Source organism: Flammeovirga yaeyamensis (assembly GCF_018736045.1).
GTDB lineage: Bacteria > Bacteroidota > Bacteroidia > Cytophagales > Flammeovirgaceae > Flammeovirga > Flammeovirga yaeyamensis.
Genome location: NZ_CP076133.1, coordinates 999,409 through 1,013,181, shown reverse-complemented (window position 1 = coordinate 1,013,181; position 13,773 = coordinate 999,409). Strand labels below are relative to the sequence as shown.

General features: G+C 33.3%; 11 protein-coding genes. 4 read left to right on the top strand and 7 right to left on the bottom strand.

The window, feature by feature from the left end; genetic code table 11:
- Window positions 1-35: 35 nt before the first annotated feature.
- Window positions 36-1,151, bottom strand: a complete 1,116-nt coding sequence (locus tag KMW28_RS23870; protein ID WP_169661889.1) for a ChaN family lipoprotein — start codon at window positions 1,149-1,151, stop codon at window positions 36-38.
- Window positions 1,152-1,287: 136 nt separating this feature from the next.
- Entirely contained in the window at window positions 1,288-2,781 is a 1,494-nt protein-coding gene (locus KMW28_RS23865) for a CPBP family glutamic-type intramembrane protease (RefSeq protein ID WP_169661890.1), read from the bottom strand.
- 631 nt (window positions 2,782-3,412) lie between these two features.
- Between KMW28_RS23865 and KMW28_RS23860 the strand changes: the two genes are divergently transcribed.
- Entirely contained in the window at window positions 3,413-3,949 is a 537-nt protein-coding gene (locus KMW28_RS23860) for a hypothetical protein (RefSeq protein ID WP_169661891.1), read from the top strand.
- A 70-nt stretch (window positions 3,950-4,019) separates the two neighbouring features.
- On the opposite strand, the gene KMW28_RS23855 is transcribed toward KMW28_RS23860, so the two are convergent.
- Window positions 4,020-5,828 (bottom strand): mucoidy inhibitor MuiA family protein, encoded by a 1,809-nt coding sequence (locus KMW28_RS23855; RefSeq protein WP_169661892.1) that lies wholly within the window; start codon window positions 5,826-5,828, stop codon window positions 4,020-4,022.
- A gap of 328 nt (window positions 5,829-6,156) precedes the next feature.
- Between KMW28_RS23855 and KMW28_RS23850 the strand changes: the two genes are divergently transcribed.
- Window positions 6,157-6,894: a hypothetical protein gene (locus KMW28_RS23850; RefSeq protein WP_169661893.1), complete on the top strand. Its 738-nt coding sequence runs from the start codon at window positions 6,157-6,159 to the stop codon at window positions 6,892-6,894.
- A gap of 42 nt (window positions 6,895-6,936) precedes the next feature.
- Here the strand turns inward: KMW28_RS23850 and KMW28_RS23845 are convergent, their stop codons facing one another.
- The 4 genes from KMW28_RS23845 to aqpZ all read right to left on the bottom strand — a co-directional run bounded on the left by KMW28_RS23845 (window position 6,937) and on the right by aqpZ (window position 11,300).
- Window positions 6,937-7,107, bottom strand: coding sequence for a hypothetical protein (locus KMW28_RS23845; protein ID WP_158297835.1), 171 nt, complete (start codon window positions 7,105-7,107; stop codon window positions 6,937-6,939).
- 97 nt (window positions 7,108-7,204) lie between these two features.
- Complete coding sequence (locus tag KMW28_RS23840) at window positions 7,205-9,688, bottom strand: TonB-dependent receptor (protein ID WP_169661894.1); 2,484 nt, start codon at window positions 9,686-9,688, stop codon at window positions 7,205-7,207.
- An 80-nt stretch (window positions 9,689-9,768) separates the two neighbouring features.
- Window positions 9,769-10,326 carry a hypothetical protein gene (locus KMW28_RS23835; protein ID WP_169661895.1) on the bottom strand — a complete coding sequence of 186 codons (558 nt, stop codon included), beginning with the start codon at window positions 10,324-10,326 and terminating at the stop codon, window positions 9,769-9,771.
- A 284-nt stretch (window positions 10,327-10,610) separates the two neighbouring features.
- Window positions 10,611-11,300: an aquaporin Z gene (gene aqpZ, locus KMW28_RS23830; RefSeq protein WP_066214215.1), complete on the bottom strand. Its 690-nt coding sequence runs from the start codon at window positions 11,298-11,300 to the stop codon at window positions 10,611-10,613.
- Window positions 11,301-11,813: 513 nt separating this feature from the next.
- On the opposite strand from aqpZ, the gene KMW28_RS23825 reads away from it, so the two are divergent.
- Window positions 11,814-12,695 (top strand): endonuclease/exonuclease/phosphatase family protein, encoded by an 882-nt coding sequence (locus KMW28_RS23825; RefSeq protein ID WP_169661896.1) that lies wholly within the window; start codon window positions 11,814-11,816, stop codon window positions 12,693-12,695.
- Window positions 12,696-12,717: 22 nt separating this feature from the next.
- Window positions 12,718-13,773, top strand: a complete 1,056-nt coding sequence (locus KMW28_RS23820) for an endonuclease/exonuclease/phosphatase family protein (protein WP_066214206.1) — start codon at window positions 12,718-12,720, stop codon at window positions 13,771-13,773.

Below are 13,773 nucleotides of genomic sequence, written 5' to 3'. Positions count from 1 at the left end.
ACATTTCACGTTTTTCACTCTTCGCTCTTCACTCTTCACTCAATCTCCCCATATCTTTCCTCCAAATCCACATACCTCCTTATCTGCCCAAGATATCCTCCCAACGTTTCCGGCGGTTTGTGCCAATTGGGATCTGGAATAAAAGGGTATACCTCAGTTTTATAGTCTTTTCCGGAAAAATAGGAGGCGTCTATCGTACAGCCTGTAAGTTCATTTAAGGGAGCTATAAAAATATATCCATCGCAGATATCTCCGAGTTTTAGGTGAGGTTGACATTCACTTAATGCACTATTATCTGTAAGGTTGGCGATGTTTCTGCTTACATCAAATCCTATCTTCCCGATGTGTTTCTTTTCGATCATTTCTATCAAACGGCCATTAGCTGGAGATACGGATTTATAATTATTTTCTTTAGTGCCTAAAAAGCCTTGATGAAACAGAATTGTGAATACTTTGTCTCCAATTTCATCATATAATCTGTGACCTAAATAGGTATCTACAAAAGGGCAGTTTTTATTTTCAATTGGTTTTGATGCATCATGTAAAAACTTGGAAAAAGCATGTGGTGTCCCTACTAGTAGTAGGGCTTTCTCCTTTTTATTAATCACCTGATCTTTTACTATTTCACATCGAAAAGAATCGATTTCACCTAAATGGAAAACTTCTTTTAATGATTCTTCTTGATCATTCATATCAAATTTATCCCAATGAAATTGATAGCTTAAATTGATAATTCTAAACTTTTTTTCTTGAGCGGTCAGGGTCTGATTAAACTCCCAAACTTTGTGATAAATTTCATGATATTCTAAAAAGGCCCAACCAACATTGTAAAAGAAGAACAGGTCTTTCGTTTTCTGGGGATCATATTCATCTGCAATAAGGAGTTCATCCAATTGTTCTTGCATTTCGTAAGCACCAAACTCCATCCCTATTTGGTATATACCGTTCCTGTATAGATGAGGAATGATATCTTGAATAAACTCTATATGTTCTTTTACTCCATGATCCTCTCCGAGCAACACAATATCATGATTCTGAAACTTCTTAATGATATAATCTTTAGGTAATAATGGGTTTCTAAAATTCTCTTTGGGCGTAGAATTACAAGAAATAAGAAGGGTGGTAATAAAGAATAAAAGTGAAAACCTCATGGTATGTTATTTATGTCGTATTACTTAAATAACGTTTTTAAGGGAAAATAATTTCATCTGACAAAATTTTTAGGAGATTATTACTCTTTGTACAGACGTTGCAGTGCAACGTCCCTACGATATATTTTATAACTGATTATTCAATTATTCTGATACCAAATCTTTCCTTTAAGATTCTTTCTGCTTCTTGATAACCTTCATCAGCTGAATACAACAAATACTTTTTTTCGTTTTCTATGTCATCTAGTTTTTGATAAGTAACAGAAATAAAATAATACGTTACCCCTTTAGGATAACCATATTTAACACTCTCTTTTAAATGACCTATAGCTTCTTGATAATCACCATAATAAAGTGACATATTGGCTCTTACAAAATAGTATTTATCAATAGAAAATTCTCTTGCCTTAATCATTTTAAAGACCTTTTCTACATTCACATCATCATTTTTTTGCATCTGAGCATCAAGAAGATAAAATAAATTCAAATACGATGAATCTCCATAGAATAAAGCTTTTTCAAAATATTCAATTCCCTTATCAAACTCTTCTAGTTTTACATAAGTCTTACCTAAACCTCTATAGGCCGTTATATTTCCTTTTTTTAATACTGCAGCTTCATTAAAATCATATATCGCTTTTTGATACTCATTTAATTTAAAATAACTTTCACCTCTTGCTTGATATGCCGTTACTGTATTGTATTTCCTTTCAATCGGATCTTTTAAATCTTGAATAGCAGCCTCATAATTTTTCATATTATGATGAACAATCCCTCTGTAATATAATGCTTCTGTATTGTTTGTATCTAATTCAATGGCTTTATCATAATTGACTATTGCAGAATCGAAATCATATATATCTTGCTGTAAACGACCTTTCAAAACATAAGCATCAGAAAAGGTGTCGTCATTTTCTATTATTTGATTGATATATTCTAATGATTTTTCATTGTTATCATTCTCGTAATAACCTAATGCAAAATTATATTTATCCTTATTTGTATTTGGTAAAAAGTAGATAATGATAAGAAGTAAAGTGCCTATTATTAAGCTTACTTTTTTATTGACTTTTATCTTAAATGAATAATAAAAATCGAATAATTTAATCTTATCAACCCAAGAAAATATATAAAGGAAAATGAATAATAATAAAGTATTTTGAAAAAAACGATGGTATTCTAGATCAAATTCAATAGGTAAATTATTTAGAAAATGGAAAACTACTATTAATATAAAATTCCTACGCTTGATATAGATAAATGACGTTATAAATGAAAACAGAAAAGTAAAAATACAGCCTCTTAAAACATAAGAAGTATCTCCTTCATCAACAAATCTAGGAATGTGTAAAAATGAAAAATATAATGAAGTGATTATAATTGCCCATTTTTGATCCCTATTTTTTAACTTAACGAGTAATTGGCTTAACACAAACCATTTAATAATAATTTCTTCAGTAAAGGAATTAAAGAATAATTGAATCATTAAACCAGTAAATTCTTTTATTGAACCGTGATAAAAAATTTGAATAATAGTAAGCTTATTTAAAAAAAGTAGTTCAAGTAATGAAATTATTATAATGGTAATTAACGTAACGAATATCGCTGTAAAAACTCTTTTATTATTCACATTCAAAAGTTGCTTCCATTTGGTTTTGGTGTTGACTTCTAAAATGGAGAATAGAATTAATAAAAATATGAAGAAAAAAGTAGTTTGAGTAAATAGAAAATGAAAGTTATACTTTACTGAAGGTGGTATAATCAAACCCCAATATGGTGAGTTACCAAAAATGACAAAAAGATAAACTAATAATAAGGTGAATATTAATTTTATGTTAGAAACAGGTTTAATCAGAAAATTAAACCATTGATGTTGTTTTCTTTCTTTCAAAAAAGAACTAGGAAATAATGACTCTGCTTTTACATGTTCACGATGAGGATAAGGAATTGGTAATGAATATCCTCTTCTGATAAGAATATCAAAAACAGCCATTATGGAGTCTTCATGATGGTATTCTTTATTATTTAATCTTCTAAATAAATTTTCGTCGGATAAATTTTTAAAAAGTTCATAATACGATGGCATAATTAGTTTAGTTAGTTGATCTAAAAATATTGCAAGACAAATTAGTTAATTTATTTCATTTCCAAACATCTGCAAACTCATAACACTAAACACAACCATCTCTTGTTATTGCCGTATCCATACAATTCGAACTTTAAATAATAACACTCTCTATTCATCTATTTTAAATAACGCTATGAAAAAAATTAAATTAGCATTACTATCTCTTGTTGTATTTTTATCATGTAACAAAGAAACTGTCGAAATAATTGAACCTATCACGACAACAAACAATCTAAAGGCTTCTTATATTTCTAATTATGTAAATGGCACTTCTGTGCTTCACTTGTATGAAGACAATACGTTTGATTACACTTCTCACACTGAAAATGTGGATACAGTTTTTCAGGACACTGAAGGGCTTAAATCGATCTATTTTACTGTCTACCAATACAGCAAAATCACATTAAGCGGAACTGTAGAATCTATGGAAGAACTTGAAGATTCAAATGTGGCTGTCACACAATTTAAGTTTAATGTAGATCACTTTAGTAAAAGAGGTTATCAAGGTACTTGGCGTCCAAAAGATGGAGTTCCTAATTCTATTCCTCGGGTCCTTTTTGAGGAAGAAGATGTGACTTCTAAATTTAATTTGATGATTCTAAGCAAGGATAAATTAGCAACTCCAAGCAAGGAATTTGAATACCAAACGAAGTTCGCTCTAGAAAAATAAAAATAGGCGAGCATCAAGTTATTAGAGAGTACTTGATGTTCGCCTTTACTTGTTTATTTTAAATCACTGATTATAAATCTATCTTTTTCCCCTTTGGGTACTTCACACTATATCTTAAAATCAATTCTTTTGTTTCTTTAGGTTGAAGGGTGACATTCCACTTCACTTCACCTGTAACTTTATCGTGTTGACCACCAGATAACTCTAGAATTTCCACCTGAATTTCTTTATTTTGAGATATAGGAATCTGATCATATATATGACAGTTCACTACTTCATCTTTGGTATTACGAATCGTGATTTTGTAGGCTTCACTCAATTTCTGTGACGATCCAAAGGTATTTTTTTCGTTGTATTTTGGAAGACGAGTTCTGTCAACGGTAATAAAATTGTCCACTCCCATCGATAATTTTAAAGTATCCGACAGTTGATCGATATTTAAGTTGGATTTCCCAACAAAGGCATTATCCAAAAATATATTGGCTCTACCATTCGCTAATTGAAGATCTTCCCAATTGGTTAACTGTGCTGTAAGATATACATGCTTTGATAGTTTAGGAATACTATTGTATTCAAAATTAGCATCAATTGTATTCTCTTTATAGATCACGGTTTTCTCAGAGAAATTTGATAATATCGTTTGCTTGTCCAATAACTCAAACTCTACAGAGGTCAGGTTCTTATTTGAAAGGGTGTTGTATTTACTTGAATATCCGCCTTTTTTTGTGGTAATGACAATTACACCATTGCTCCCTCTAGATCCATAAATCGCAGTAGAACTTGCATCTTTTAATACATCAATAGACTCTATTTCGCTAGGGTTGATGTTTGGATTTTTTTTATACGGAACACCATCTACAACATACATAGGTTGATTTTTTGATGATGTTGAATTTATACCTCGGATTGTAATATTCTTTTTATGATAAGCAGGTAAATCTACACCAAGTTCGTCTGCAGCCACTTCTTCTTCAAAAGCTGGAGTTGTTTCCACGCCGGGCACAATACCTTGTAAAGCATCTGATGAAGAAGGTAGATAATATGAAATATAGTTAGGATTCAAAGAGGGCATATCACCTGATATATGCTGTTTAGAAGTAGACAGTTTGATCTTAGTATCTTTCCAATCAATCCCTGTTGTTTGTGTAATGTTCCCTTTAAAAGTAATACTTACCTGTCCTTTTTTACCAACAGCGCGAATATCGTAAGTTGGGTACCAACTTGCTCTTCTTACTTGATAAGTCAACTTAAGTGGAACCGTTTTAACGATATCACTTTCGTAATTGACAATAATTTTTCCGCTTGGTTTCTGTAAATTTCTACCAGAAACTCTTAACTGATTTTTTGCAGCTGTAAGTTCCTTGTTTACTGTATTAATTTCTTTATCAAGCTGATAGTTCTCTTTACTTAACTTCTTTAACTGTGCACCATAAAGTTGTATATATTGTTGAAAATCAGTGGAACTTGTTGCTGAACCACTCACCTTTTTATTCTCCTTTAGGAAGGAAAGTTCTTCCTGCACAATAGTTTTCTGCAATTTTAGTTCTCCAAGCTGAGCAGTTAATTTTTCAACTTTATCTTTAAGTTCTATATTTCTTTCATTTTCATCTTGAACCTGAATATAATCTTCTTCAAAACGAACATTCAGAATAGTCAACTGATCGTTTCCTTCTATTCGAATAGATTCTTCTTTTATGTATTGAGATAAATTTTTGATTTCCAATTCATGACTTCCCTTTTTCATTTGGAAAGAAGTACCCCTCTTAATTTGGGCGGCATTGGTAAAAACGGTCACCTCTTCGATCTTAGCATCATAGATGGTTTGACCAATTAGGGTAACGGGTAATAAAGCAATTATTAGGATAAATAGAGTCTTCATTTTCTTCATATTAGAGAGAATTTGAGGTTTAATTAGTTTACAGTTTTTGAGCATCAAATACTGTCTTGATGTAAAATGTCACCACACCATACATATATTCAGCAGACAGATAATTAGACGTTTCTATTATTAATAGACACATCAAATATAGCGTTTGTCGTTCAAAAAGGCATAAAAAGAGTTAAAAGTAAATTCTCAATAGTAACGCTACGCATTCTCTTTCTATTCGTTACGAATAAAAAAATTATAGTACTCATTTTCTTACATAACTCAATAAGGGTTGGTATATTAATTGATTTACACTGTGTGTACTGTAAAAAAAACAACGATGAGAAGAATTTATTTCACAATGATCCTCTTGATAGGTATAATCGCTTGTCAGGAAGAATCATTACAAACACCAATTAACGAAGCAGAAACTATTAGTCAGGTCGGAGATGCCAAAACTTTTGATGTCGTCATGGACGAAAGAGACTTATTAGACCACGGAATTACCTCCATTAGAAATGGAAGCATTAGTTATTATATCGGTTACCAGCAAGTAAGTAGCAATAACCAAAATCCAATTCTATCACGATACGACGATGGCATTTTAACATGGTCTAGAACCGATTACGAAACTAGTGGTGACGATAGCAAAGGATATGGTTTGGTATGGGATAGCCAGAATAATTTGTACGCAGTATTTAGCTGTACAGGTACACAAGGTGAGGAATCTACCGATTTTAGACGTTTTGCCAAAGATGGATGGCTAACAAGTTATGGCCAAGGTGGAGGTAAAAAAATTGCTATCATCGCTAAAATTAATGTCAATTCTGGTGATGTAGAATATGCCACTTACTTACATGGAGAATTAAGCAATGGAAATAGCAACAGCATCAGTGTCACCTCATTAGATTTTGATGCTGAAAATAACATTATTGTTGGAGCCAATGCATGGTTTTCTCCAAGAAGAATAGATAGAGTAAAAATGGAATGTAGTGGAGATTCTCCTTTCGATTATTCGATTACTTTTACAGAGAATTTGTCGACTGCTTTATCAGCTACGGCTAGTGGCTGTCAATAGATCAGATCAGCAAGGACGAATTTAACGTCCTTGCTGATTCGTTTAATACGTTAAAGAAATCACACTTTCTTTGAACAATAATATCAATGGATTCTTTTCCTGACCAGACAAGAAAAAACCGCTTAAATATAGTAGTACAAGGTTCAATACAACCATTATCGATAAAAAAGTAAATACTCTTTTTAGGGTGCGTTGTAAAATAAAGTCTTTCATTGTAAGAGAATATAAATTTTGTTTTTCTCTTATATCAGTAGACATAAAATATCACCCCTAATAAATCTAAATAAGATAATCGTTCAGCAAAATTTGATTAGAACCACCCCTTCACCGTTAATTTAAAATTCCTCCCCGGTGCATTAATTCCTGAACTATATGTTCGATAATTTAAATCGAAAAGGTTATCCACTCCTCCTATCACTTGCAAATAGTTATTGATTCTATAGCTTGAATTTACACCAAGGGTCCACCAAGATAAACTACCATTTTTTGAATATAAATATGGCTTTCCTTGTTCTGAAGGAGCCAAATCTTCAAAAGCTATTCCACCGCTAAAATCAAACACGGCATTGGCTACCCAACGTTTCTTTTTAAACGCCAATTTAGTTTGTCCAAAAACAGGTGGAACATGTCTTAGTGAAGTGTTATTCTGAAGATCTTTTCCATAAGTGTAAGTGACGTTACCTCCTAGTTCAAAGTATTGCATAAATTGATATTTCACAAATGAACTAATCCCAGCAATATCCGCTGTTCCCGTATTCTGAAGCATGAGTACAGCATATTGCTCTCCATCGATTATCAAAGAATCTTTGCCATTGAAAGTCCCTTCCTGACGTACCATTGCATTGTGTAATCTAGAATAGAAGGTGGTCATCCCAAATTGGAGATTTCTATAGCTTTTTTGGATCGTTATATCCACAGAATATACATCGGTGGGTTTCAAGTTTGAATTGGGAACAACAAGATCATCTTTTGCTGGATTGTATACTTTTGCTACATCATCTATGTTAGGGGCTTTGAACCCTTTAGAGATTTGCGTATTTAACTGCCATCCATTATTCGAATGATAGGCCAAACCTAAACTTCCGGTTAAACTACCTACATTTTGTGATACATCTTGATAAGGTAGTTGCAAGCTTTGCGATACTGCATCTGAATAATCCGCATTTAAGAGGGTTTGACTATAACGTAACCCTGCCGTCATTGTTAAATGCTCCGTCCATCTTTTCTTTGTCGTAAAATAGGCGGCATAAGTATGCATTTCACTACCTCCACCTGCATATCTAGGAATTGCGGCCTTTTGTTCTCCCGTCTCAATGTTTGTAGTATGTGCATTAGAAGCTACAAAGTTCATGGTTCCTTCTACACCATAAAAGATCTCCCATTCGTTGTTTAATTGTTTGTTTGCATCAATATTTAAATGAAATAGATCTAATCCTACTTGATCGCTCAACTTGTCTTTATCATCAAATTTTCTCTGGTACCTACTTTCCTCAATCTTTTGGTGTCCCGCAATAATTGATAGTCCATTGGCTATTCCATCTAACTCTTTCCACTTCATTCGAAAATTATTCATCATCCATAATTGTGGACCATAATACCATTCTGCAAACTTTGGTGTGGTCAAGCCAGAAGAGGTGATCAGTTGATTATTCTGAATGTCAATAATCTCTTCCATTGTCACCCCTACTTTGCTTCCATCCTCTTGGATCACATCATTTAATTCGGTCAAACGATCATACCTAGGAATGTTTGAGGAGTTAGAAAAGGAAAAGGTATACATCATTTCGAGATGTTTATTGGGACGAAATGCCAACTTTTGAAGCGTATTCCATTGTTGATAACCTGATGGAGTTTGTGAATAAATATCCGAATTGGCCTTAACAAAATCTTGATGATCATTCTGATAAGTAGTAAACGTTTTCCATCCGAAAGTATAAGCATCGGTTGGTGCATTTTTTCCAGAACTCAAGTCATCAAACACAGTATTTGATACCGCCCCAAAGTAGGCCCATTTATTTTTAGATAGATTGATTTGAAGGTGACCACTTCTTTCTTTTGCAGCTGTATTTCCACTTAATTTAGCTTCTCCAAAAAATAGAAGCTCGTCATTTTCCGAAAATTGAGGTTGAATTGTATGAAAATCCATGACTCCTCCCAAGGCATCACTTCCATACATTACTGAAGCTGGTCCAAATAACACTTCTGCTTTCTCTATTGTATTGGGATCTATAGTGATAATACTTTGAAGATTACCATTCCTATAAATTGCGTTATTCATACGTACACCATCCACTACTAAGAGAACTTGGTTGGCTGCAAAGCCTCTAATCATAGGAGAACCACCACCTAGCTGACTTTTCTGAACGAATATTTCTCCTGATTGAGAGAGTATGTCCGCACTTGTCATTGGTTGATTTAATTCTATTGATTTTTTATCAAATTCTACGATTTGTTGAGGAACTTCCTTCTTTTCTTCTTCCCATTTATTGGCTCCAATGACTACTTCATTTAGGGCATTTACTTTTTCTTTTAATACAACAGTAGGAGTCAACTCAGTAGTTGATAAAATCAGTTTATCATAATTAATATGAGTAATAACATATTGGTTAGCATTATCATTTAAATGTACTACACCTAAAGGATTCGTTAAATAGTTTTGACCTTGATCTGTAGTGATTAAGACACCCCGAATGCCCTCACCATTTTCATTTACAAAAGTTACTTTCTGAGCGTAGGTGGATAAAACCGGGAATAGTAAAAGAGCAAAAAATAGGTTTATATAAGCTTTGAACATAATGGATAGTAGTAAAAAAAGAGGTTGACATCATTTATATGATGTATCAACCTCTTAAAGATACGTTTTTTTTTACGGGTTTAAAAAGAGTATCCAACTCCTATGTTTAATCCCGAAAGATATACCGTTTCATTCTCTCCACCATATAATGCTGATACGCCGGCTTGGAATGTTATACCTGTTCTATCGATATACATAAAATCTACAGCGGCACCGTATTCATTACTAACAGGACCCTTGAATTTTTTTGTAGTGTTTTCGTAAATATCAAATTTTCTGGCGTAAGCACCTTGAGGAGCGATATAAATTCCATAGGTATAATCAATTTTTAAAGGAAGCATTGCACCCAAATTATATTGTGTAATACCAAAACTACCTTTGTTTTGTAAACCAGCAGAAGCTACTTCTTCAGATTTATAACCTTCTGTTGTTCCATCAGTACTCTTAAAATTAGAACTGAAAGAAAAATACACATAGTGAGAATATGCACTCACTTTAAATTGTGCTTCTTCTAATACATCAGCACCAAAAGTAATACCTGTAGGTTGATTTGCATAAAAATACCTTCTAGCCTTTTGAGCTGAAGAGGTCGAAATCATCGCCATTATGAAAAGTAATGACAGTACTATTTTTTTCATCTTACAAAGTTTGCCGAAGAGATTTATTTGTTTCCTTATTATTTGCAGTTATATAATTTATCAAAACAGTCGTAAACGCTAATTCATCAAAGAAACATCACTTCGATTTTATCAATTAAAAAGTAACAGTAAGAATTCAACTTTCATTCCAAAATTAGAGTATCCGAAGGAAAAATAAGATTTGTCTTATAAAAATAGAGACTTCATTATCGTTTTTATAAAAAAGAAAGAGGTTGACCTCATCCATTGTGAGACAACCTCTTGTAAAGTAGTAAGGAAAGAAATTATTCTCCTTCCTCAGGGGATAAATATTTATAAACAAACCCTGCACTCACGGCACCTAAGATTGGAGCGGCCCAAAATAACCAAAGCTGACTTACTGCCCATCCTCCAACAAACAGTGCTTGCGAAGTAGATCTTGCGGGGTTAACTGATGTATTTGTAATAGGAATACTGATAAGGTGTATTAATGTTAGACCTAAACCTATTGCCACTCCTGCCAAATATTTAGGGGCTTGTGAATGAGTGGCTCCTAAAATGATGATCAAAAACATGAAGGTTAATACATACTCTGCAATAAAACCTGCCATCATACTAAATCCTTCCGGAGAATGTTCTCCATAACCATTGGCTGCAAAGCTTCCTATTCCATCTCCTTTACCTGATAGAATAGCATAAAGGATACCTGCACCAAATAAGGCTCCTAAAACTTGTGAGATAATGTAAGGCCCCAATTCTTTAGCTGAGAATCGACCTCCAGCCCACAAACCAAAAGATACAGCAGGGTTCAAATGACATCCTGATATATGTCCAATAGCATACGCCATAGACAATACTGTTAAACCAAATGCTAAAGAAACGCCTAGGAAACCAATGCCTACATCGGGTACTCCGGCTGCAAAAACAGCGGAACCACATCCTCCGATAACCAACCATGATGTACCGAGGAATTCAGCAATTAATTTTTTTTGCATAGTGTGTTGTATTTAATGATAATTAGTTTTTGGTACTTTAATTTATCTATTTTAATTAAGACTGCAAAATAATTGGTAATACAAAGTGTGTATATTACAATTATAATCAGTGGATTAACTCAAAAAAATCAGTCACCGTCTTTTTATTACGTAAGAAAAAAAGTAAATGTGTGTAGAGTGTTATCAAAAAAGTTGCGCTTATTGGACTTTATTAACAGACAGAATAATATTTTAACTTAATTCTAAAGGTTCTAAAATTCCCATCAATTAGCTTCACTCTATAATATATTTTCAATAAAAACAACATTATATTTTCATGAACTAGAATTGAACGAAATAAAATTTTATGATGAACAGAATATTAATTTCCTAAATGACTTTAAATCTATTTTTTTTTCACACGATTCCCTCTCACATTTGTGATGTCCTCTACGAATAAGTAGCTAAAACTTATATACTAAACTGAATTAAAGAATTATTAAACTTCTAAATAAAATATTTACCACTCTTTCTGTGGGTACACTCTTTTTGGGCTGTACATCTGACATAAGTTACCCTACGACTCCTGCTGAATATGATGATGTTCTAGTAGATTGTCTGCCTGTTCCTGCTTCAGAAAATACACTCGAAGTGCTTACTTGGAATATTGAACATTTTCCTAAGCATTTAGAGACTTCTGGAATTGTGAATGCAACAATTGCTGAAAGTGATTATGACGTTTGGGGTATTCAGGAAATTGAGAATATTGGTACTATTAAACTAATATCTCAGGTAAACCCTTCTTATTCTGTTATTGTAGATAATGATATTGCAAGAGGTGTGAATAATAACTACCACTTAGCATTTATCTATAACAACCAACGATTGGAAATCAAAGAAGAACGCGTTTTAACTACTGGCGACTTCGATAGATATTACTTCCCTCGAAATCCTCTATTTATCAAATTTCTTAATAAAGTTAATAATCAAACATTTATCCTCATCAACTTGCATCTAAAATGCTGTGGAGACGCAACAAGTAAACACAGGAGAGAAGAAGCAAGTAGAAGGCTAAAAACATTTATTGATGAAAATTATCCAAACGACAGAGTACTTGTTGTGGGTGATTATAACGGTGAGTTATACCCTACGTACTCTTCTCAGTTTAGTAATTTTATTGATGATGCCAACAATTATGCTTTCGCTGATATGGATCAAGCAAAAAGTTCGGAATGGCTCGATAAATCGTATCCTAGTTGGAGACCGAACGGAAGCCATATCGACCACATTTTGATGACAAATGAATGGTTTAATCAATTTCAAAAATCATATACAGTAACCTTAGATCAATGTTCTAATGATTACGATCCAAAAGTGAGTGATCATAGGCCAGTGATGACCGTTTTTAGGAATTGATTTCGCTAAGACTTATACAATTATGAAACAACTTTCCATCCTCTTATTATTCATTATCACTTTCCCTCTGGCTGTAAAAGCACAAACCAACAACTACAAAGTGTATGGTGTGGCTTTTTATAACATGGAAAACTTATTTGACACTTTACACGATGCTGGTAAAAATGATTACGACTTTTTACCTGAAGGTTCTTATAAATGGACCGGAAAAAGATATTGGGAGAAGCAAGAAAATATGTCGACCATCATCGCTAAACTGGGTAAAGAGGTTACCAAGCAAGCACCTGTTGTTGTTGGATTAGCTGAGATCGAAAACAGAAATGTTTTAGAAGACCTCGTTGAAATGCCAGCATTAAAAGATTTCAATTATGGTATATGCCATATTGAAGGTCCAGATAAACGTGGAGTAGATGTTGCCCTTCTATACAGAAAGGATCTAATTGATATCAAAAAGGTATCTGCAAGAGACTTAAGAATTCAGAAAACGTATGCCGGTGATAATTGGGAATTTAAATCGAGAAACCAATTGATCGTTGAAGCAGAATTAGATGGGGAACCAATTACATTCTTAGTAAACCACTGGCCATCGAGAAGAGCAGAATCGAGATATCGTGAAGAAGCAGGCAAACTAAATCGCTCGATTATGGACTCTTTAAGAAACGAACATCCTGGTATGAAATGTATTACCATGGGTGACTTAAACGATGACCCTACTAACAAATCGTTGACTAAAGGTCTTGGGGCTGTTGGAGATGCAGCCAAACTTTCTGAGAAAAACTATCTCTACAATCCATTTTACAAAATGTATAAAAAAGGCTTAGGTACATTAGCCTACAGAGACAGCTGGAACTTATTTGATCAGATTATTGTGAGCAAAGAGTTAAAAAAGAAAGACAATGGTCTTTTCTATTGGAAAGCTGAGATCTGTAACTACCCTGAGCTTAAAAATAAAGAAGGTCGATATAAAGGATATCCGTTTAGAACCTATGCAGGTGGGAACTATGCTGCGGGATATTCTGATCACTTCCCTGTAGTCATCTATTTATTGAAACAAGACAAATCCAACTCCTCTAAATAA

Excerpts from the sequence above, each read along its gene's own strand:
- KMW28_RS23870 (WP_169661889.1), bottom strand. The coding sequence starts at position 1,151 with ATGAGGTTTTCACTTTTATTCTTTATTACCACCCTTCTTATTTCTTGT.
- KMW28_RS23860 (WP_169661891.1), top strand. The coding sequence starts at position 3,413 with ATGAAAAAAATTAAATTAGCATTACTATCTCTTGTTGTATTTTTATCA.
- KMW28_RS23855 (WP_169661892.1), bottom strand. The coding sequence starts at position 5,828 with ATGAAGACTCTATTTATCCTAATAATTGCTTTATTACCCGTTACCCTA.
- KMW28_RS23850 (WP_169661893.1), top strand. The coding sequence starts at position 6,157 with ATGAGAAGAATTTATTTCACAATGATCCTCTTGATAGGTATAATCGCT.
- KMW28_RS23845 (WP_158297835.1), bottom strand. The coding sequence starts at position 7,107 with ATGAAAGACTTTATTTTACAACGCACCCTAAAAAGAGTATTTACTTTT.
- KMW28_RS23840 (WP_169661894.1), bottom strand. The coding sequence starts at position 9,688 with ATGTTCAAAGCTTATATAAACCTATTTTTTGCTCTTTTACTATTCCCG.
- KMW28_RS23835 (WP_169661895.1), bottom strand. The coding sequence starts at position 10,326 with ATGAAAAAAATAGTACTGTCATTACTTTTCATAATGGCGATGATTTCG.
- aqpZ (WP_066214215.1), bottom strand. The coding sequence starts at position 11,300 with ATGCAAAAAAAATTAATTGCTGAATTCCTCGGTACATCATGGTTGGTT.
- KMW28_RS23820 (WP_066214206.1), top strand. The coding sequence starts at position 12,718 with ATGAAACAACTTTCCATCCTCTTATTATTCATTATCACTTTCCCTCTG.